We start from the raw sequence: 20,043 nt of genomic DNA, 5'->3' as shown, positions 1-20,043 counted from the left end.
CTATCCGGATGGATTAGTTGAACTTTCACCAATCATGGGCGTACTGTCGAGGACATCGCTTGAACCCCCTACGAGCGATCCCCTTGTGCAGTCCGGAAGGTACGCAGCATGTCTCTCGCCCTTGACGCCGCCGCTCAGGATCTCCTTTTCCGCGAGGCCCGCACCGCCAACACGTTCACCGACGAGCCGGTGACCGACGAGCAGGTCCAGGCGATCTACGACCTGGTGAAGTACGGCCCGACCGCCTTCAACCAGACCCCGCTGCGCATCACCCTGGTCCGCTCCCCCGAGGCCCGCGAGCGCCTGGTCAAGCACATGGCCGAGGGCAACCGGCCCAAGACCGCCGCCGCCCCGCTCGTCGCGATCCTCTCGGCCGACAACGAGTTCCACGAGGAGCTCCCGGCCCTGCTTCCGCACTTCCCCCAGGCCAAGGACATGTTCTTCGCCGAGCGTCCGGTCCGCGAGCAGTCCGCCGTCCTGAACGCCGCCCTCCAGGCCGCGTACTTCATCGTGGGCGTCCGCGCCGCCGGCCTGGCCGCCGGCCCGATGACCGGCCTGGACTTCGCCGGCGTCCAGAAGGAGTTCCTGGACGACGACCACACCCCGCTGATGGTCGTCAACATCGGCAAGCCGGGCGAGGACGCCTGGTTCCCGCGCTCCCCGCGCCTCTCCTTCGACGAGGTCGTCACCACCGTCTGAGTCCGGTGACGCGGCGATGACACGGGAAGGCCCCGCACTCCACGAGTGCGGGGCCTTCTTCGCGTTCTCTCCGGCTCAGGCCTTCTTCGACTGAAGCGAGCCCGCCATCTCGGTGAGCCGCTCGAAGGACGCCGTGCCGGTCACCACCGTCGTCGCCCCGCCGTCCACCCGGACGAGCGCGTCGTACTTCGGGCCCTCCCAGCGCTGCCAGACCCGGCCCGCCACCGTCTCGGTCCTCCCGGTGTTCTTCGCCCGCTGGGTGACGTCCGGAACGAAGGACTTCGGCGCCGCCGTCGACTGGTGGATCGCCACGTACTGGGTGTCCGGCGAGAGGAAACCGAGCTGCCAGGCGTCGGCGTTCTCGCGCTTGTACGAGACGACCGTCGCCTTCCAGCCCTCGCCGAGGCCCTCGGGGGCCAGCACCGGATACGGTGCCGCCCGCTGAGCCGTCAGGAGCTCGACCCGGTAGTCCTTAGCCTTGACCGGTTCGGCGCTCTCATCATGCGGAATGAAGAGATACATCACTCCCGCGGCGACCAAGATCACCCCGAGGGACTGGAACATCCCGCGTACCGTCTGCCTGCCTCGCATACCTGCCACGCGCACCATGGTCGCATCCAGGGTCCGTGCTCATACGTGGGCCCCTCTGCTCATTTTGTCGACGTACCGATAGAGTCACAGCACCCTCCCTTAACCGGCCGTCGCCGTACAGAAAGGTGCGTTCCGATGACCGAGCAGCAGAATCTGCCGCCCGAGCTCGTGGTTTCCCCCGAGGCTCCCGACCGCAACCTCGCCCTTGAGCTGGTCCGCGTCACCGAGGCCGCCGCCATGGCCGCCGGCCGCTGGGTCGGCCGCGGCGACAAGATCGGCGCGGACGGCGCGGCGGTCAACGCCATGCGCACCCTGATCTCGACCGTCTCGATGAACGGCGTGGTCGTCATCGGCGAGGGCGAGAAGGACGAAGCGCCCATGCTCTTCAACGGCGAGCGGGTCGGCGACGGCACCGGCGCCGAGGTCGACATCGCCGTCGACCCGATCGACGGCACCACGCTGAACGCCAAGGGCATGCCGAACGCGATCGCCGTCCTGGCCGCCGCCGACCGCGGCACCATGTTCGACCCGTCCGCGGTCTTCTACATGGACAAGCTGGTCACCGGCCCCGAGGCCGCCGACTTCGTCGACATCAACGCCCCCGTCTCGGTCAACATCCGCCGGGTCGCCAAGGCGAAGAACTCCTCCCCCGAGGACATCACGGTCGTCATCCTGGACCGCCCCCGTCACGAGGGCATCGTCAAGGAGATCCGCGAGACCGGCGCCCGCATCAAGTTCATCTCGGACGGCGACGTCGCCGGTTCGATCATGGCCGTCCGCGAGGGCACCGGCGTCGACATGCTCATGGGCGTCGGCGGCACCCCCGAGGGCATCATCTCCGCCTGCGCCATCAAGTGCCTCGGCGGCGTGATCCAGGGCAAGCTGTGGCCGAAGGACGAGGCCGAGCGCCAGAAGGCCCTCGACGCGGGCCACGACCTGGACCGGGTGCTCTCCACGAACGACCTGGTCGGCGGCGACAACGTGTTCTTCGTCGCGACCGGCATCACCGACGGCGAGCTGCTCCGCGGGGTGCGCTACCGCGCCGAGACGGCGACCACGCAGTCGCTCGTCATGCGCTCGAAGTCCGGCACGATCCGCCAGATCGACTCCACGCACCGGCTCTCGAAGCTGCGCGCGTACAGCAAGATCGACTTCGACCGCGCGAAGTAGTCGCGACGGCCGGAGAGGCATCGACGCTTCACCTCGAAGCGGTACGAAGAGGGGCGCCCCCATGTGCGGTGGGGGCGCCCCTTCCCGTACGGAACGACGACGGTGGCCGCGCTCCCGTCAGCCGCGAAGGCTGTGCGTCTCCGTCAGCCCGCCTGGGCGATACGGTCGGTCGCGGCCGCCTTCCGCAGCTCCACCTCGCGCCGCCGGCGGCGGGCCAGGGCGACACGGCGCTCCGCCGCGGTGAGCCCGCCCCACACCCCGTACGGCTCGGGCTGCAGGAGCGCGTGCTCCCGGCACTCGACCATCACGGGACAGCGGCCGCAGACCCGCTTGGCCGCCGCCTCACGCGCGAGCCGCGCGGCGGTCGGCTCCTTGGAGGGGGCGAAGAACAGTCCGGCCTCGTCCCGGCGGCACACCGCCTCCGCGTGCCAAGGACCGGCCTCGTCCTCCCGTGCAGGGGCGCGCTGAGGGGGCACGGCGGCGACCTGGAGGGGCTGATGCGGCAGTTGCAGCACGGTCTACTCCTGACGACGGCTTCGCGAGGGCGGCGATGCACCAGCCCTACCCGCTGTGCGCGCGCCTATGCACTGCGTGCCGCGTCGTTCCGCACTGCGGATACCCGAGGGCGAATTCCGGTCACCCCCGAGCCGCCGGTCAGAGCGGCGAGTCGGAGCCGGCCGTCGGACCCGGCCTTCGGAGCGCCGTGCCCCTCACGTCACGCCGTCTCGCGCATCGCCGTGTCAATGGCCGAGATGCTTGCGCATCCGGTCCTGGAGGTCGGTGATCCACTTGCCGCGCTTGGGTCTCGCCTCGACGTTCCCGAAGACCGAGTAGCCGTTGATGACGACGACCGGGGCCTGCGGGTCGACGCCCTCAAGGGTCACGACCTCGAAGTTTCCGAAGATCCCGCTGCCGTTGCCCCGCAGGCTGATGTTCTCCGGGACCCGGACCTCCACGTTGCCGAAGATCGACGTGGCGTTGATGGTGGTCAGCCGCTGCGCGAAGATCGCCTCGGTCAGGTCGATCTCGATGTTCCCGAAGAGCGCGAACGCGTTCGTCCGGCGGCTCACCCGCCACCGCCCCTTGCGGGTGGTGCTGGAGAAGATCGCGACGAGATTGGCCGGGGGCCCGTCGGCGTCCTCCGGGCCGTACCCGTAGTCCGGCGCGGGCTCCTGGCGCGTCCGGGCGCCCGGCAGGTCGCGGACGATCGGCTCCAGCTCGCCGACGGTCTTCGCCCGGTACACCGAGTCGATCCGGTCCGAGTGCTCCTCGGCGTCGATCCGCCCCTCGGCCAGGGCGTCCCTGAGGATGTCCGCGATCCGGTCCCGGTCCGCGTCCGAGGCCCGCAACGAGCCCTGCGGGTCGGCGAAGACGGCCTCCGCGGGTGCGGGCTCGGCGGGTGCGGCCTGCCGCTGCGGCTCCGGCTGCTTTTCGGGTTCGGGCTTCTTTTCGAGGTCCACGTCGCCAGCCTAGCGAAACGCGATAGATCGCGACCAGGGGGCGGGGCCGTGGCCTGTGGACAACGTCTCGAACCGGGAGGCTGAAACGGCGGGCCGGAGCCACGCCCCGACCGGGGCCGCCCGCGCCGCCGCCGTCGACCGCGCCGCCGGGCCGCCCGCCCGGCCGGGGTCGCCCCGCCCCCGTGGCGGCCACGCCCGGAGGCCGACCTGATCCCGGCACCGGCCGCCCCCGGAGACCGACCGGACCCCGGCACCGGCCACCCCCCGGGACCGAGCCGGCCCCGCGGAAACACGCCACTCCGGCACGGTCCCGGCCCCAAGTGAGCCTTACCTCACAGGACCACGCCCCGGCCCGCGTTCTACGCTGGAGGGCGCACTGCCAACGGAGGCGGTGCGCCGTCTTGCCGAGTGAGGAATGGCCCCCATGCCAGAGTTTGCGTACTCCGATCTGCTCCCCCTGGGAGAGGACACCACGCCCTACCGCCTGGTGACCTCCGAAGGTGTCTCCACCTTCGAGGCCGACGGCCGTACGTTCCTCAAGGTCGAGCCGGAGGCGCTGCGCACGCTGGCCGCCGAGGCGATCCACGACATCCAGCACTTCCTGCGTCCGGCCCACCTGGCCCAGCTGCGCCGGATCATCGACGACCCCGAGGCCTCGTCGAACGACAAGTTCGTCGCGCTCGACCTCCTCAAGAACGCGAACATCGCCGCCGCCGGCGTCCTGCCGATGTGCCAGGACACGGGCACCGCGATCGTCATGGGCAAGCGCGGCCAGAACGTGCTGACCTCCGGCCGCGACGAGGAGGCCCTGTCCAAGGGCGTCTACGACGCCTACACCAAGCTCAACCTGCGGTACTCGCAGATGGCCCCGGTGACCATGTGGGAGGAGAAGAACACCGGCTCGAACCTGCCCGCGCAGATCGAGCTGTACGCGACCGACGGCGGCGCGTACAAGTTCCTCTTCATGGCCAAGGGCGGCGGCTCCGCCAACAAGTCCTTCCTCTACCAGGAGACGAAGGCCGTCCTCAACGAGGCGAGCATGATGAAGTTCCTGGAGGAGAAGATCCGCTCGCTCGGCACGGCCGCCTGCCCGCCGTACCACCTGGCGATCGTCGTCGGCGGCACGTCCGCCGAGTTCGCGCTCAAGACCGCGAAGTACGCCTCCGCGCACTACCTGGACGAGCTGCCCACCGAGGGCTCGGCCGAGACCGGCCACGGCTTCCGCGACAAGGAGCTGGAGGAGAAGGTCTTCGAGCTGACGCAGAAGATCGGCATCGGCGCGCAGTTCGGCGGCAAGTACTTCTGCCACGACGTCCGCGTCGTCCGCCTCCCCCGCCACGGCGCCTCGCTGCCCGTCGCGATCGCCGTCTCCTGCTCGGCCGACCGTCAGGCCGTCGCGAAGATCACCGCCGAGGGCGTCTTCCTGGAGCAGCTGGAGACGGACCCGGCGCGCTTCCTGCCGGACACGACGGACGAGCACCTCTCCGAGGAGAGCGACGTCGTCACCATCGACCTGAACCAGCCGATGGACGACATCCTCGCCGAGCTGACCAGGTACCCGGTCAAGACCCGCCTCTCCCTCAACGGCCCGCTCGTCGTGGCGCGCGACATCGCGCACGCCAAGATCAAGGAGCGCCTGGACGCGGGCGAGGAGATGCCGCAGTACCTGAAGGACCACCCGGTCTACTACGCGGGCCCGGCGAAGACCCCCGAGGGGTACGCCTCCGGTTCCTTCGGTCCGACGACGGCCGGCCGCATGGACTCGTACGTGGAGCAGTTCCAGGCGGCGGGCGGCTCGAAGGTCATGCTGGCCAAGGGCAACCGCTCGCAGCAGGTCACGAACGCCTGTGGCAGCCACGGCGGCTTCTACCTCGGCTCGATCGGCGGCCCGGCGGCGCGGCTCGCGCAGGACTGCATCAAGAAGGTCGAGGTCGTCGAGTACGAGGAGCTCGGCATGGAGGCGGTCTGGAAGATCGAGGTCGAGGACTTCCCGGCGTTCATCGTGGTGGACGACAAGGGCAACGACTTCTTCCAGAACCCGGCCCCGGAGCCGACGTTCACGCACATCCCGGTGCGGGGTCCCGGTCTCGGCTGATCACCCGACGCTCGGCGTCCGCCCCTCGGTCCTCCGGGACCGGGGGGCTTCGTCGTCCGCTCAGAAAGTCGCTACCGACCGGTAGCCATCTCGTTGCCTACTGTCCAGTATTGAGCGCGAGCATGCCAAAGTCCTGAGCTGGTCGACCAAGGAGCCCCCCATGCCCGTCACGCCCTTCCGCAGGCGCGCCGCCGCCGGAACCACCGCCACGCTCGCGCTGACCGCCTTCCTCGTCGTCGGTCCCGCGCCCACCGCCTCGGCCTCCGACCCGGACAGCCACAGCACGTCGACCGCCGCCTTCAAGGACGTCGACTACACGACCTGGCGCCGTGACGTGGCCGCCGTGGTCGCGCAGGCCCGCCCGTACATCGAGGAGCGTTCCGAGAACGCCGGCGACGAGAAGCAGGCGATCGTCCTCGACATCGACAACAGCTCGCTGGAGACGGACTTCCACCCGTTCTGGGAGCTGCCGACCCCGGCCATCGCCGAGGTGCGCACCCTCGTCCGCGAGGCCCATGACCGCGGGGTCGACGTCTTCTTCGTCACCGCCCGCCCGGGGATCATCCACTCGCTCACGGACTGGAACCTGAAGCAGGCCGGCTACCCGGTCGACGGGCTGTACGTGCGCTCGCTTCCCGACCTGTTCGCCGAGGTCGGCGCGTACAAGACGGCGCAGCGCGCCAAGATCGAGGGCAAGGGCTACACGATCATCGCGAACATCGGCAACAACACGACCGACCTGGTCGGCGGTCACGCCGAGCGCACGTTCAAGCTCCCGGACTACGGCGGCAAGCTGTCCTGAACACCATGGGCGGGCAGGCCCGGACTCCGTCCGGGCGGCTCACCCGGCGATCCGGAACTCCAGCTTCGAACAGTCCCCGTCCGGGGTCGGGTCCGCGGCCCGGCACTACGCTGACGCGCATGAGATCCCCGATACGGACCCTGGCCCCGGTCGCCGCCACCCTGGCGGCGGGGCTGCTGCTCGCCGGCTGCGGCGACGTCGAGCCTCTGCCCGGGGTCACGCAGGGCGCACGGCCCACGGCGGCGCCCCCGACGGAGGCGCCCGCGGCCGCCACGAAGGCGCCGGCCGCCGCGTCCCGTCAGACCGTCGGCGGTCCGGGGACGGCCTGCGTGCTGCCCGTCTCCTTCGGGGTGGCGGAGAAGTGGACGCCGAAGGCGATCGAGGACCCCGAGAACCCGGAGTTCGCGGCGCTCACCCGGCAGGGGCCGGCCACCGTTCGCTGCGAGGTCGACGCCAAGCCGGCCGGGCACGTGGGCTTCCTGCGGGTGTGGACGGCCCGGAAGGGCTCGGCCAGGACGGCCCTCGAAGGGTTCGTGAAGGCCGAGCGGAACACCTCCGAGGTCACCTACAAGGAGAGCGGGTCCGGCTCGGGGCCCGTCACCGAGGTGACGTACACCGTCTTCGACAAGCTGACGGAGGAGTCGAAGGAGGAGCGCGCCTTCGCCGTCTCGACGCCGGAGGGGGCGGTGATCGTGCACCTCGGCGGGCTCGACACCGCGGAGCACCGGGCGATGATCCCGGCCTACGAGCTGGCCAGGACCACGCTCAGGACACTCTGAGCCCGCGCGCACCCGTCTCCACACCCGGGCACGGCCGTGGCCCCCGTCCGATCACGGACGGGGGCCACGGTCGTGCGGGAACGGACGCCGGCTACGCGAACCTCTGGTTCGCCGAGCCGTCGCAGGTCTGGAGCCTGATCGGCTGCTTCGCCGCGCTCTGGGTGAGGCAGAGACCGGTCGCGTCGGCCGGGCGGATCGTGGCGCCGTCGCGGACGAACCTCTGGTTGGCACCGCCGTGGCAGTTCCACAGGACGAGCGCCTTGCCCGTCTGATAGCCGGACGCGGGCACGTCCAGGCAGCGGTCCTGGGTCAGCTGGGTGTGGACGGTGCGCCGGGTGGAGTCGTACCACCAGCCCTGGTTGCGGCCGCCGTGGCAGTCCCAGCCGAGGACGGCGGTGCCGTTGGCCGAGGCGGCCGCGTCGACGTCCAGACAGTCGCCGGTGGCCTGGTTCTTCAGCGGCTTGTAGGCGTCGTCCCAGGCGAGCGGGAAGAGGGTCGGCGTGCCCGAGGAGTTCACGTCGGCGCAACCGGCCTCACGCGCGCCCGAGTTGTAGATCTGGGTGAGGCAGGACGCGAAGGCGGCGTGCCCGCGCGCGTTGGGGTGGAAGGACTGCCGTACGGAGTTCTCGTCCGGGGTCCCGGGCTTGGAGAGGTCGATGTAGAGACCGCGGGCCCAGGCGTCCTCCATGCAGACCTCGTGGCCGTGGAAGAGACGCGAGTTGTCGAGGTAGACGGCTCCGGTGGAGGCGGCCGCCGCGCGCATGCCGCGCTCGAAGGCGGGGACGGCGGTGTTGCGGCCCCAGACGGTGTCGGAGTCGTAGCCGAGTCCGCCGCAGACCAGTTTCCCGGGGAAGCCGGGGTTGTCGCGGAAGTCGGGGCCGATCGGGCTGGGGTAGCCCATGACGACGAGCTTGTAGTCGCCGTCGGCGTAACCGGCGTCGCGCATCACGGTCTTGAGGTCGCGGACGGTCTGCTCGACCTTGGGGACAAGCGCGTCGACGCGGGCCTGCCAGCCTCCCGCGTACGTGGGCTCGCAGGCTCCCTGGAGGAGCAGATAGCGCTGGACGCAGTCGGTCATGACGGGCCCGAACTGCAGGTCGTCGTTGGCCCCGGCGACCAGTGTGATCATCTTGATCCGGGTGTTGCGCGCCTTGACGGCCAGGTTGTCGCTCTGGACGAGTTCGTCGGCGTACTGCTTCGAGCCGCCGATCCGGATGTTGCCGGTGTACGCGCCGGAGCAGGACACGTTGAACGTGAGGTCCGCGGGGATTCCGGTGCGGTGGATGGCGGCGTCGGGCGAGCGGTGGCACCAGTTGGTGGGACCGTTGGTGGGGGGCTCGTAGGTGCCGACCCCCTCGCCGGAGATCTCGCTGTCGCCGAGCGAGATCAGGCCGGTCCTGCGCTGGGCGAGCGGGCGCTCCTCGGGGCTGCCGTAGATCTTGGTGGCCTCGGCGGCGCGGATCGCCTCGAGGGCGGGCGGGAGCGGTACGGCGGCGGTCACCGCCGTGGCGCCGGTGGTACCCGTGCCGGCCGCTCCGGCGGGGGCGGCCGCGGTCATCGTGCCGAGCGCGGCGGCGGCCGCGGCGACGACGGCGATGGGCCAGCGGTGTCTGTACCTGGTGCGCGTCATTGCGCCTCCTGGAAGTGGGGTTACCCACGGTTTTTACTGGCCGGTACGCCCGATGGGAATACATCGAACAAGACAAGTGCTCATCTTTCATAGGAGGTTGAGGAACATGAACGACACGGACCAGGCCGACGGTTACCGGATCGAGCACGACTCCATGGGTGAGGTGCGGGTCCCCGCACACGCCAAGTGGCGGGCCCAGACACAGCGCGCCGTGGAGAACTTCCCGGTCTCCGGGCAGCGTCTCGAGCGCGCCCACATCGAGGCCCTCGCCCGGATCAAGGCCGCCGCCGCCCAGGTCAACGCGGAGCTCGGCGTCATCGACCGGGACCGCGCCGAGGCCATCGCCTCGGCGGCGGCGGAGGTCGCCGAGGGGCGCTGGGACGAGCACTTCCCGGTGGACGTCTTCCAGACCGGCTCCGGCACCTCGTCCAACATGAACACCAACGAGGTGATCGCCACCCTCGCCACCGAGCGACTCCCCGAGGGCCGCGAGGTCCACCCCAACGACCATGTGAACGCCTCGCAGTCCTCCAACGACGTCTTCCCGTCCTCGATCCACATCGCGGCCACCGGCGCCGTCACCCGCGACCTGATCCCCGCCCTCGACCATCTGGCCGCTTCCCTTGAGCGAAAATCGGCCGAATTCGCGTCGGTGGTGAAGTCCGGCCGTACGCACCTCATGGACGCCACCCCGGTCACCCTCGGCCAGGAGTTCGGCGGCTACGCGGCGCAGATCAGGTACGGCGTCGAGCGGCTGCGCTCCGCTCTCCCCCGGCTCGCCGAACTCCCCCTCGGCGGTACGGCGGTGGGCACCGGCATCAACACCCCGGCCGGCTTCTCCGCGGCCGTCATCACGGAGGTCGCCCGCGCGACCGGCCTGCCCCTGACCGAGGCCCGCGACCACTTCGAGGCGCAGGGCGCCCGGGACGCCCTGGTGGAGACGTCCGGGCAGCTCCGTACCGTCGCGGTCTCCCTCACCAAGATCTCCAACGATCTGCGCTGGATGGCCAGCGGACCCCGCACGGGCCTCGCCGAGATCAACCTCCCCGACCTCCAGCCCGGCTCGTCGATCATGCCCGGCAAGGTGAACCCGGTGATCCCCGAGGCGGTCCTCATGGTCGCCGCGCAGGTGACCGGAAACGACACCACGGTGGCGGTGGCCGGAGCGGCCGGGAACTTCGAGCTCAACGTGATGCTGCCGGTGATGGCCAAGAACCTCCTGGAGTCCGTACGACTCCTGTCCCACGCATCCCGGCTGCTCGCCGACCGCACGGTCGACGGGATCACGGCCAACGTCGAGCGGGCCCGCGAGTACGCCGAGTCCTCGCCGTCCGTGGTCACCCCGCTGAACAAGTACATCGGCTACGAGGAGGCCGCCAAGGTCGCGAAGAAGTCGCTGGCCGAACGGAAGACCATCCGCGAGGTGGTACTGGAGTCCGGGTACGTGGAGCGCGGCGACCTGACGGTCGAGCAGCTGGACGAGGCCCTGGACGTGCTGCGGATGACGCGCCCGTGACGGACATGCTCGTATGACTCATCCGTGATCCATGCCGCTGCGGTCGTGGGAGCGCGCCCCTAAGATCTGCGCATGACAGGATCGGGCGGCTCTCAGCATTGGGCGCCGGGGGAGCACATCCTCTGGCGCTACCGCGGCAACGGCACCGGAGACGTGCACATCTGTCGGCCGGTGACGGTCGTCCAGGACACACCGGACCTCCTCGCGGTCTGGATGGCGCCCGGCACGGAATGCGTCCGCCCGGTGCTCGCCGACGGCACACCCGTGCACGAGGAGCCCCTCGCCACCCGCTACACCGCGCCGCGCACCACGGAACTTGCGCGGTGGTCCGGCAGCGGCGTCCTGAAGTTGGCGAGGCCCGGCGAGCCGTGGTCGGTGTGGCTGTTCTGGGAGCGCGGCTGGCGCTTCCGCAGCTGGTACGTGAACCTGGAGGAGCCGCGGGTCCGCTGGTCCGGCGGCTTCGACTCCGAGGACCACTTCCTCGACATCTCCGTCTACCCCGACCACAGCTGGCTGTGGCGGGACGAGGACGAGTTCGCGCAGGCGCAGCGGTCCGGCCTGATGGGTCCGGAACAGGCCGCACGCGTGCGTGGCGCCGGGCAGCGGGCGGTGGACCGCATCAAGGCGTGGGGGGCACCGTTCTCGGACGGCTGGGAGAACTGGCGGCCCGATCCGGCATGGCGGGTTCCGGAGCTGCCGGCCGACTGGGACCGCACTCCGGCCCACACGGCACCGTGAGACCCTTGATGCGCCCCCGGGGTTCAAACGTAGGATCGTCCTCCGCACGGCAGAGGCGGTCCGAACGGCACGTCAGACCGACCGAGCAGCACGTCAACGACCGAACGCAGCGCAGGACCTGACCAGAAGTCATCCACGAGGGGGAGAGCAGTGCCGGACGTCTGCCCGGGTGTTCCGACCCCCGCTGGTGCCGCCGCTCGCGGAGCCTTCACATCCACCGCACACAAGGGGTTTAGCCCCGCCGAAGGCGCGGCATCGGCGAGAAGAGCGAGTGCATCGCACCACCGGCCCGGACGGACGGAATCCCACGCGTGACGGAGCATCCCACCTCCCACGAAGGCCGGCAGCCCCTGGCTGCCCGGTCGCAGGAACGCGCGCGCCCTCGCCAGGAGGCAGCGGCCGGCCTGCCCTCCGACGTGCCCGCACAGCCGGGCGGGCCGGCGGGCCCGGCGGCCGCCGCCTCCCCGGGCGCGGACGCGCCCCCGCCCACGCCGCCCACGGCCCCCGGCGGCCCGGGAACCATGGCCGTCGCCGTGTCGGCGCAGCTCCAGGGCGGCGGACGCGGCGGGGACACCGTCGCGCGGCGCGAGGGCGAGAAGCTTCGCTTCGTCGGGGCGGCGACGCGGCGCATCGCCCGCGGCATCGACCTGGACGAGATCGTGCTCGGGCTGTGCCGGGCGACGGTGCCGACCTTCTCCGACGAGATCCTGGTCTACCTCCGCGACCCGCTGCCGGTGGGCGACGAGCGGCCGGTCGCGCCGTTCGTGTTGCGGCTGCGCCGCACGGACCGGCTCCGGTTAAGCGATCTGGAGGGCGAGGAGCTCGTCCTCGTACCCGATCCGGATCCGACCCCCGCGGCCGAACTCTGCGAGGTGCGGTCCGGTGGGGCGCTGGCCGAGGTCCTGCGCGGGGTGCGGCCGGTGTTCGGCGACTCCGCCGCCGCCAAGACCGCGCTGGCCGAACTCCTCGGCCCCGAGCATCCGCTGCCCGGCGGGCTGCGGGCCGTCCTCGCGCCGCTGCGCGGCCGGCGCCGGGTGATCGGCGCCGCCGTGTTCCTGCGCCGCCCCGAGCGGGCCGGCTTCGAGCCGAACGACCTGCTCGTCGCGGCGCAGCTGGCCACGCACACCGCGCTCGGCATCGACAAGGCCGTGCTGTACGGCCGTGAGGCGTACATCGCGGACGAGCTGCAGCGGACGATGCTGCCGGACTCGCTGCCGCAGCCGACCGGCGTCAAGCTGGCCTCGCGCTATCTGCCGGCGGCCGAGACGGCCCGGGTGGGCGGCGACTGGTACGACGCGATCCCGCTGCCCGGCAGCCGGGTCGCGCTGGTCGTCGGCGACGTGATGGGCCACTCGATGACCTCGGCGGCGATCATGGGCCAGCTGCGCACGACCGCGCAGACCCTGGCCGGGCTCGACCTGCCGCCGCAGGAGGTCCTGCACCACCTGGACGAGCAGGCGCAGCGGCTCGGCGAGAACCGGATGGCGACCTGCATGTACGCGGTGTACGACCCGGTCTCGCACCGGATCACCGTGGCCAACGCCGGCCATCCCCCACCGATACTCCTCCACCTGGGCGGCCGCGCCGAGGTGCTGCGGGTGCCCCCGGGTGCCCCGATCGGCGTCGGCGGCGTGGACTTCGAGGCGGTCGAGCTGGACGCCCCGGCCGGTGCCACGCTGCTGCTCTACACGGACGGTCTGGTCGAGTCCCGGCTGCGGGACGTGTGGACCGGCATCGAGCAGCTGCGGGAGCGCCTCGCGGCGACGGCGCAGCTGACCGGGCCGGACCACTCGCCGCCCCTGGAGGCGCTCTGCGACGACGTGCTGGACATGCTGGGTCCCGGTGACCGGGACGACGACATCGCGCTGCTCGCGGCGCGGTTCGACGGCATCGCGCCGAGCGACGTGGCGTACTGGTTCCTGGAGCCGGAGGACGCGGCCCCGGGGCGGGCCCGGCGGCTCGCCCGGCGGGCGCTCGCCCGCTGGGACCTGGAGGAGCTGACGGACTCGGTCGAGCTGCTGATCAGCGAGGTCGTGACCAACGCCGTGCGGTACGCGGAACGGCCGGTGACGCTGCGGCTGCTGCGGACGGACGTGCTGCGCTGCGAGGTCGGCGACGACTCGCCGCAGCTGCCCCGGCAGCGGCGGGCGCGCGACACCGACGAGGGCGGGCGCGGTCTGTTCCTGGTGAACCGGCTGGCACGGCGGTGGGGGGCGACCAGGCTCTCGGGCGGCAAGGTGGTCTGGTTCGAGCTGGCGACTCCGAGTCAGTCGTAGCCGGGTCACGCTCGGCCAGGTCGGTCGTGGCCGCGCTGGGAGGTCGTGGACACGGTGCCGTCGCGGACGCGGCGCAGTCGTGGACCCAGCACCGCGTGGACGCAGCACCGTCGTGGACGCGGCGAGAAGGGCCGGACCCCCCGGGGGTCCGGCCCTTTCGTGTCGCTACCGCGGCGTCCGCTCGCTGCCGCCCTGGCTGGTGTCCGGGTCCGGCGGCTCGATCGACGGCGGCGGTGACGGCTCGTCGGTGACCGGCGGGTCGATCGTGGGCTCCGGCGGTGTGGTGGCCGGGTCGCGCGTCGGTTCCGGCGGTGTGGTGGCCGTGGAGGTCGGCGGCGGCGTCGGGCCCGGGGACCGCGTGGTCGGCTCCTGCGTCGGCTCCTCGGTCGTCGGCTCCTCCGTCGGCTCGGTGCTGCCGGTGGGCGTCGGGTCCGGGTCGACGGTGGCCGAGCCGTCGGTCTCCAGGTCGAAGGAGGCGTCGGAGCCGCCGTCGAGGGCGCCGGTGGTGTAGTCGCCCCAGATCTGGGCCGGCGTACGGCCGCCGTTGGCGCGGCCCCGGTTGATGGTGTCGGTGAGGGTGACCTGGTTGCCCTTGGTGTCCTCGCCGAAGAGGGCGACGGCGGTGACGAGTTCGGGGGTGTAGCCCACGAACCAGGCGGAGCGGTTGTTCTCGGAGGTGCCGGTCTTGCCCGCGGCCTCGTAGTCTCCGGCGGCGCGCGTGCCGGAACCGTTCCGCACGACGCCCGTCATGGCCTGGGTGACGGTGTCGGCGGCCTCGCGGCTGATGACCTGTCCGCCGATCCCCTTGGCGGGGGAGAGCGTGCGGTCCTTGTGCACGGCGGCCTTCACGAGGGTCGGGGTGACCTTCTTGCCGTGGTTGTCGAGCGTGGCGTAGACGCCGGCCATGTCCATCGTGGAGGCGCCCATGGTGCCGAGGGACATGGCGGGGGTCGTGCCGAAGTCCGCGCCGTCCTTCATGCCGAGGGCGAGGGCGGTCTCCTTGGTCCTGGCGGGGCCGACGTCCACGATCATCTGCGCGTAGACGGAGTTGATGGAGCTGTTGGTGGCCTTCTGAACGGTGACGGGGCCGTAGTCGTCGTCGTCCTCGTTCTCCGGCGCGAAGGGGATGTCGCTGCCGACGACCTTGCGCTTGCTGGTGCCGTCGTAGATCGTGCCGAGGCCGATCTCCCGCCCGTCCTGGGTGACCGAGCGGTTCTCGAGCGCGGAGGCGAGGACGATCGGCTTGAAGGTGGAGGCGGGCTGGTAGTCGCGGCGCGTCGCGTTGGACGTCCAGTGCTCGGTGGCGCCGACGCCGCCGTACATCGCGACGACCTCGCCGGTCTTCGGGTCGACGGAGGTGGCGCCGGCCTGGACGGTGGCGTCCTTCTTGTCGCCCTTGCGGTCGAGCTTGGCCTCCAGCTGCCGGTCGACGGCCTTGACGAGGTCCTTCTGCCGCTTCGCGTCGATGGAGAGGGTGATCGTCCAGCCGCCGGCCTTGATGTCCTCCTCGCTGACGCCCTGGCGCACCAGCTCCTGGTTGGCGGCCTCGACGATGTAGCCGGTCTGGCCCTCCATGCCGGGGAGGGGCTTGGGCTTCTGCGGGACGGGGAACTTCATGGCGGCGCGCTCGGACTCGGGGAGCCAGCCCTCGCCGACCATGTTGTCGAGGACGTAGTTCCACCGTTCCTCGACGAGCTTGCGGCCGGTGGCGCTCGCGGAGGTCCAGTCGTACTGGTTGGGCGCCTGGAGCAGCGAGGCGAGGTAGGCGCCCTGGGCGGTGGTGAGCTGGGTGGCGTCGACTCCGTAGTACGAGCGGGCGGCGGCCTGTATGCCGTAGGCGCTGCGGCCGTAGAAGCTGGTGTTCATGTACCCGGCGAGGATCTCGCTCTTGCTCGACTGCTGGTCGACCTTGATGGCGATGACCATTTCCTTGAGCTTGCGCGTCGCGGTCTGGTCCTGGCTCAGGTAGTAGTTCTTGACGTACTGCTGGGTGATGGTCGAACCACCCTGCTTGCCCTTGCCGGTGATGGTGGACCAGGCGGCACGGGTGGTGCCCTTGATGTCGACGCCGTTGTCCCTGTAGAAGGTCTTGTTCTCCGCGGCGACGAACGCCTTCTGGACCTTCAGGGGGATCTTGTCGAGGCCGACGATCTCGCGGTTGATCTTGCCGGTGCGGGCGAGGACCTTGCCGTCGGCGTACTTGTAGATGTTGCTCTGCATCGTCGCCTCGGCGTTGGCCGTCGGCACCGGGACCAAGAGGTAGACGACGTACAGGGCGCCCATGGCGAGCAGGCAGACCACGAAGAAGGTGCCCAGGAGCTTCTTCCAGGAGAAGAAGCGGCGCAGGCCGCGTTTCTTCACCTTGCTCTTGTCCGGTCGGCCCATGTGTCCTGTCGCTCCGCTCGTCGTGTGTCCCGGCGTGCCTCGGCCCGTGTCCCCGCGCCGGATCGGCTCAGCTAGCCAGCTAACACCGACGATGCGGACAAAGGACAACCGATCACGCCTTTTCAGGACGTGAGAATCAGCACCCCTACCCAGAGGAACCGACGCCCGGACGGGGCCGATGGTTGCGTGAGGGGGCGGTTCCGCTTTGTGACGGGATCTCCCCCGCCCCACGCCCGAACGCTATACATCGCATGTATACACACCGTGTACAGTGACCGGCATGTCCATCGGTCACACCCTCCTGGGACTCCTGGAGTCCGGCCCGCGCCACGGTTACGACCTCAAGCGCGCCTTCGACGAGAAGTTCGGCCACGACCGGCCGCTGCACTACGGCCAGGTCTACTCGACCATGTCCCGGCTCCTGAAGAACGGCCTCGTCGTCGTCGACGGCATCGAGGCGGGCGGCGGCCCGGAGCGGAAGCGGTACGCCATCACCGAGGCGGGCATCACCGATGTCGCCCAGTGGCTCACCACCCCCGAGAAGCCCGAGCCGTACCTCCAGTCGACGCTCTACACCAAGGTCGTCCTGGCCCTTCTCACCGGCCGCGGCGCCGCCGAGCTCCTCGACACCCAGCGCGCCGAGCACCTGCGCCTGATGCGCGAGCTCACCCGCCGCAAGAAGAACGGCGACCTCGCCGACCAGCTCATCTGCGACCACGCCCTCTTCCACCTGGAAGCGGACCTGCGCTGGCTGGAACTGACCGCCGCCCGCCTCGACCGGCTCGCCGAGGAGATCCGCCGATGAGCTCCACCCCGCTCCTGACCGCCACCGGCCTCGACAAGGCCTACGGCGCGACCACGGCGCTCGCCCGCGCCTCCTTCGCGCTCCGGGCCGGCGAGGTCGTCGCCATCATGGGACCCTCCGGCTCCGGCAAGTCGACCCTGCTGCACTGCCTGGCCGGAATCGTGCGCCCCGACGCCGGCACGATCACCTACGACGGACGCGAACTGACCACGATGTCCGACACCGCGCGCAGCGCCCTGCGCCGGACCGACTTCGGCTTCGTCTTCCAGTTCGGCCAGCTCGTCCCCGAGCTGACCTGCGTCGAGAACGTGGCCCTCCCGCTCCGCCTCAACGGCGAGAAGCGGAAGGCAGCCGAGGCCCGGGCCGCCGAGTGGATGGCCCGCCTGGAGGTGGACGACACCGCGCACAAGCGGCCCGGAGAGATATCCGGCGGCCAGGGCCAGCGCGTCGCCGTCGCCCGCGCGCTCGTCACCGCCCCGCGGGTGATCTTCGCCGACGAGCCGACCGGCGCACTCGACTCCCTCAACGGCGAGCGGGTCATGCAGCTGCTCACCGACGCCTCCCGGGACACCGGCGCCGCCGTCGTCCTCGTCACCCACGAGGCCCGTGTCGCCGCCTACTCGGACCGCGAGATCGTCGTACGCGACGGAGCCGTACGCGACGCGGAGTGGGCCGCATGACCCTCCGCACCTGGACCCGCGACCTGGCGCTCGGCGCCCGGTTCGCGGTCACCGGAGGCCGGTCGGGCCTTCTGCGCACCCTGCTGACCGCGACCGGCGTCGGCTTCGGCGTGGCCCTGCTGCTGCTCGCCTCCTCCCTGCCGAACATGCTCTTCCAGCGGGAGGTGCGCGAGTCCGCCCGCGCCGTCGACGCCAGCGAGACGGTCGCCGCGCCCCGGGCCGACTCCTTCCTCCACCTCGGCAGGGTCACCGGCTACCGGGACGACGTCATCAGTGGCCTGCTGCTCACACCGGAGGGCGAAAGCCCGGCGGTCCCGCCGGGCGCGGCGGCGTTCCCCGCGCGCGGCGAGATGCTGGTCTCCCCCGCACTCCGGGATCTGCTCGACTCCCCCGACGGCGCGCTCCTCAAGGATCGCCTCCCCTACAAGGTCGCCGGGACGATCGGGCCGGAGGGCCTCATCGGCCCCGCCGACCTGCGCTACGTCGCCCACGTCGGCTTCCTCACCACCGACAACTTCGACGGGCGCGGCGTGCGCTACGGCTGGTCGGTGCCGGAGGAGCCGATGAACGCCTTCCTGATCCTCCTCGTCGTCGTCGCCTGTGTCGTCCTGCTCCTGCCCGTGCTCGTCTTCATCGCCACCGCCGTCCGCTTCGGCGGCGAACAGCGCGACCGGCGTCTCGCGGCGCTCCGCCTCGTCGGCGCCGACACCGCCACGACCCGGCGGATCGCGGCCGGCGAGTCCCTAGCGGGCGCGCTGCTCGGCCTGCTCGTGGGTCTCGGACTCTTCGCGGTGGCCCGGCAGTTCGCCGGGGCGTTCACCATCTGGGACGTCAACGCCTACCCGTCCGACGTCGTGCCGATGCCCGCACTCGCCGCACTCGCCCTCCTCGCCGTCCCGGTCTCCTCGGTCGTGGTCACCCTGTTCGCGCTGCGCGGTGTGGTGATCGAGCCGCTCGGGGTCGTCCGGACCTCCACCCCCCGCCGCCGGCGCCTGTGGTGGCGCCTGCTCCTCCTCGCGGCCGGGGCGGCCCTGCTCGTCCCGCTCATGGGCGAGGTCCAGGTGTCCGAGACGAGCATCGACACCGTGGGCGTGGTGACCGGCATCACCCTCGCCCTGATCGGCCTGACCACGCTGCTGCCGTGGCTCGTCGAGGCCGGGGTGAAGCGGCTGCACGCCGGCCCGGTGGCCTGGCAGCTCGCCGTCCGCCGGCTCCAGCTGAGCAGCGGCACGGCGGCCCGCGCGGTCAGCGGCATCGTGGTCGCGGCGACGGGCGCGATCGCCCTCCAGATGCTCTTCCAGGCGATGGAGAGCGACTTCACCGAGGTCACGGGCCAGGACGTGTCCCGGGCCCAGATCGCCGTCGGCGTCGACGCCGGGACCGCAGACGAGGCCCGTGCGATGATCGCCCGCTTCGAGCACACGAAGGGCGTCACCGGCGTCACCGGCATCGTCGAATCGCATGTGTGGCGCCCCGGACCCCTGAAGGAGGGCGAGGAGTTCGCCCCGATGACCTCCCTCCGGATCGGCGACTGCGCCTCCCTCGCGGAGTTCGCCACGCTGCCCTCCTGCACGGACGGCGACGTGTTCGTCTTCCTCTCGCACGGCGCGCAGGGCAACCCGGACGACTCCTACGTCACGAGGGCGGCGCGGCCCGGCGCCATGGTCGCCCTGCGCGACCCGCATCCGCACCCGAGCGAGCCGAAGCGTGCCGAGGGCGGCCCGCTGCCGCAGTGGCGCATCCCGGCCACCGCCCGGGTCGTGGACTCCCGCCCCGACCCGACCGGCATGTACCAGTACGGCGTCCTCGCCACCCCGTCGGCGATCGGCGCCGCCCGGCTCGACGAACCCGACGCGCAGGCCTTGGTCCGGCTCGACCCGGCCGTGCCGGACGCCGCCGACCTCGTACGGAACACGGCGGAGGCCGTCTCTCCGACGTCCTGGGTCCGCACGCTCGCCGACACCCAGCGGGACGCCGCGTTCGGCAGCGTCCGCACCGGCATCCTGGTCGGCTCCACGCTGACGATGCTGCTGGTGGCGGCCTCACTGCTGGTCACGACCCTGGAGCAGCTCAGGGACCGCAAGCGGCTGCTCTCCTCGCTGGTCGCCTTCGGCACCCGGCGCTCCACCCTGAGCTGGTCGGTGCTGTGGCAGACGGCGGTGCCGATCGTCCTCGGTCTGGTCCTCGCCGTCGCGGGCGGGACCGGCCTGGGGGTCGTCCTGCTGAAGATGGGCGGGCAACAGGTCCAGGACTGGTGGGTCTCCCTGCCCGTCGTCGGGATCGGCCTCGGCCTGATCGCGGCCGTGACGCTGCTGAGCATGCCCGTCCTCTGGCGCCTGATGCGGGCGGACGGGCTGCGCACGGAGTAACCCTCCGGGCGGATGTACGAGGAGAGGGGCGGCGGCTCCTGATACCGG

General features: G+C 71.3%; 16 protein-coding genes. 11 read left to right on the top strand and 5 right to left on the bottom strand.

All coding sequences use genetic code 11. The annotated features are described in order from the left end of the window. Window positions 1-108 precede the first annotated feature (108 nt). A complete protein-coding gene (locus IF00_RS0121945; RefSeq protein ID WP_030320592.1) occupies window positions 109-699 on the top strand; it encodes a malonic semialdehyde reductase in 591 nt (196 codons plus the stop codon). 75 nt (window positions 700-774) lie between these two features. On the opposite strand, the gene IF00_RS0121940 is transcribed toward IF00_RS0121945, so the two are convergent. After that, entirely contained in the window at window positions 775-1,308 is a 534-nt protein-coding gene (locus IF00_RS0121940) for a DUF4245 domain-containing protein (RefSeq protein WP_209439787.1), read from the bottom strand. 117 nt (window positions 1,309-1,425) lie between these two features. Between IF00_RS0121940 and glpX the strand changes: the two genes are divergently transcribed. After that, window positions 1,426-2,460, top strand: coding sequence for a class II fructose-bisphosphatase (glpX, locus tag IF00_RS0121935; RefSeq protein WP_030320583.1), 1,035 nt, complete (start codon window positions 1,426-1,428; stop codon window positions 2,458-2,460). A gap of 143 nt (window positions 2,461-2,603) precedes the next feature. On the opposite strand, the gene IF00_RS0121930 is transcribed toward glpX, so the two are convergent. Both IF00_RS0121930 and IF00_RS0121925 read right to left on the bottom strand, forming a co-directional pair. Next, entirely contained in the window at window positions 2,604-2,975 is a 372-nt protein-coding gene (locus IF00_RS0121930; RefSeq protein WP_030320581.1) for a WhiB family transcriptional regulator, read from the bottom strand. 225 nt (window positions 2,976-3,200) lie between these two features. After that, window positions 3,201-3,920 (bottom strand): DUF1707 SHOCT-like domain-containing protein, encoded by a 720-nt coding sequence (locus IF00_RS0121925; RefSeq protein WP_030320579.1) that lies wholly within the window; start codon window positions 3,918-3,920, stop codon window positions 3,201-3,203. A 424-nt stretch (window positions 3,921-4,344) separates the two neighbouring features. Here IF00_RS0121925 and IF00_RS0121920 point away from each other — a divergent pair, with 424 nt between their 5' ends. The 3 genes from IF00_RS0121920 to IF00_RS0121910 all read left to right on the top strand — a co-directional run bounded on the left by IF00_RS0121920 (window position 4,345) and on the right by IF00_RS0121910 (window position 7,596). Next, window positions 4,345-6,015, top strand: coding sequence for a fumarate hydratase (locus tag IF00_RS0121920; RefSeq protein WP_030320575.1), 1,671 nt, complete (start codon window positions 4,345-4,347; stop codon window positions 6,013-6,015). Between the two features lie 160 nt (window positions 6,016-6,175). Beyond that, window positions 6,176-6,817: an HAD family acid phosphatase gene (locus tag IF00_RS0121915; RefSeq protein ID WP_030320573.1), complete on the top strand. Its 642-nt coding sequence runs from the start codon at window positions 6,176-6,178 to the stop codon at window positions 6,815-6,817. 119 nt (window positions 6,818-6,936) lie between these two features. Continuing rightward, window positions 6,937-7,596, top strand: coding sequence for a lipoprotein (locus IF00_RS0121910; protein ID WP_030320571.1), 660 nt, complete (start codon window positions 6,937-6,939; stop codon window positions 7,594-7,596). Between the two features lie 91 nt (window positions 7,597-7,687). Here IF00_RS0121910 and IF00_RS0121905 read toward each other — a convergent pair whose 3' ends face one another. Continuing rightward, window positions 7,688-9,226 (bottom strand): ricin-type beta-trefoil lectin domain protein, encoded by a 1,539-nt coding sequence (locus IF00_RS0121905; protein WP_030320570.1) that lies wholly within the window; start codon window positions 9,224-9,226, stop codon window positions 7,688-7,690. A 106-nt stretch (window positions 9,227-9,332) separates the two neighbouring features. Between IF00_RS0121905 and IF00_RS0121900 the strand changes: the two genes are divergently transcribed. From IF00_RS0121900 to IF00_RS0121890, 3 genes are all read left to right on the top strand, one after another. Beyond that, on the top strand, window positions 9,333-10,742 hold the full coding sequence (locus tag IF00_RS0121900; protein ID WP_030320568.1) for a class II fumarate hydratase: 1,410 nt from the start codon (window positions 9,333-9,335) through the stop codon (window positions 10,740-10,742). Window positions 10,743-10,814: 72 nt separating this feature from the next. After that, entirely contained in the window at window positions 10,815-11,480 is a 666-nt protein-coding gene (gene fomD / locus IF00_RS0121895; protein WP_030320566.1) for a cytidylyl-2-hydroxypropylphosphonate hydrolase, read from the top strand. A 311-nt stretch (window positions 11,481-11,791) separates the two neighbouring features. Further along, window positions 11,792-13,756, top strand: a complete 1,965-nt coding sequence (locus tag IF00_RS0121890; protein WP_030320564.1) for an ATP-binding SpoIIE family protein phosphatase — start codon at window positions 11,792-11,794, stop codon at window positions 13,754-13,756. 165 nt (window positions 13,757-13,921) lie between these two features. On the opposite strand, the gene IF00_RS0121885 is transcribed toward IF00_RS0121890, so the two are convergent. Further along, complete coding sequence (locus tag IF00_RS0121885; protein WP_030320562.1) at window positions 13,922-16,141, bottom strand: transglycosylase domain-containing protein; 2,220 nt, start codon at window positions 16,139-16,141, stop codon at window positions 13,922-13,924. Between the two features lie 280 nt (window positions 16,142-16,421). On the opposite strand from IF00_RS0121885, the gene IF00_RS0121880 reads away from it, so the two are divergent. From IF00_RS0121880 to IF00_RS0121870, 3 genes are read left to right on the top strand one after another with little or no spacing between them, the layout of a single operon-like run. Further along, window positions 16,422-16,946 (top strand): PadR family transcriptional regulator, encoded by a 525-nt coding sequence (locus tag IF00_RS0121880; protein WP_030320560.1) that lies wholly within the window; start codon window positions 16,422-16,424, stop codon window positions 16,944-16,946. Further along, complete coding sequence (locus IF00_RS0121875) at window positions 16,943-17,626, top strand: ABC transporter ATP-binding protein (protein WP_030320551.1); 684 nt, start codon at window positions 16,943-16,945, stop codon at window positions 17,624-17,626. The genes IF00_RS0121880 and IF00_RS0121875 overlap by 4 nt, the downstream gene beginning before the upstream one ends. Then, on the top strand, window positions 17,623-19,995 hold the full coding sequence (locus IF00_RS0121870) for an FtsX-like permease family protein (protein ID WP_030320549.1): 2,373 nt from the start codon (window positions 17,623-17,625) through the stop codon (window positions 19,993-19,995). Before IF00_RS0121875 ends, IF00_RS0121870 begins: the two co-directional genes overlap by 4 nt. The last annotated feature ends 48 nt before the right edge of the window (window positions 19,996-20,043 follow it).

Origin of the sequence: Streptomyces flavochromogenes (genome assembly GCF_000717595.1) — a bacterium.
GTDB classification, from domain to species: Bacteria; Actinomycetota; Actinomycetes; order Streptomycetales; family Streptomycetaceae; genus Streptomyces; species Streptomyces flavochromogenes.
The sequence above is the reverse complement of the archived record's forward strand: the minus strand, read 5'-3'. Positions and strand labels throughout refer to the sequence as shown.

Coding starts and splice junctions, on each gene's coding strand:
- IF00_RS0121945 (WP_030320592.1), top strand. CDS start 109: ATGTCTCTCGCCCTTGACGCCGCCGCTCAGGATCTCCTTTTCCGCGAG.
- IF00_RS0121940 (WP_209439787.1), bottom strand. CDS start 1,308: ATGGTGCGCGTGGCAGGTATGCGAGGCAGGCAGACGGTACGCGGGATG.
- glpX (WP_030320583.1), top strand. CDS start 1,426: ATGACCGAGCAGCAGAATCTGCCGCCCGAGCTCGTGGTTTCCCCCGAG.
- IF00_RS0121920 (WP_030320575.1), top strand. CDS start 4,345: ATGCCAGAGTTTGCGTACTCCGATCTGCTCCCCCTGGGAGAGGACACC.
- IF00_RS0121915 (WP_030320573.1), top strand. CDS start 6,176: ATGCCCGTCACGCCCTTCCGCAGGCGCGCCGCCGCCGGAACCACCGCC.
- IF00_RS0121910 (WP_030320571.1), top strand. CDS start 6,937: ATGAGATCCCCGATACGGACCCTGGCCCCGGTCGCCGCCACCCTGGCG.
- IF00_RS0121905 (WP_030320570.1), bottom strand. CDS start 9,226: ATGACGCGCACCAGGTACAGACACCGCTGGCCCATCGCCGTCGTCGCC.
- IF00_RS0121900 (WP_030320568.1), top strand. CDS start 9,333: ATGAACGACACGGACCAGGCCGACGGTTACCGGATCGAGCACGACTCC.
- fomD (WP_030320566.1), top strand. CDS start 10,815: ATGACAGGATCGGGCGGCTCTCAGCATTGGGCGCCGGGGGAGCACATC.
- IF00_RS0121885 (WP_030320562.1), bottom strand. CDS start 16,141: ATGGGCCGACCGGACAAGAGCAAGGTGAAGAAACGCGGCCTGCGCCGC.
- IF00_RS0121880 (WP_030320560.1), top strand. CDS start 16,422: ATGTCCATCGGTCACACCCTCCTGGGACTCCTGGAGTCCGGCCCGCGC.
- IF00_RS0121875 (WP_030320551.1), top strand. CDS start 16,943: ATGAGCTCCACCCCGCTCCTGACCGCCACCGGCCTCGACAAGGCCTAC.
- IF00_RS0121870 (WP_030320549.1), top strand. CDS start 17,623: ATGACCCTCCGCACCTGGACCCGCGACCTGGCGCTCGGCGCCCGGTTC.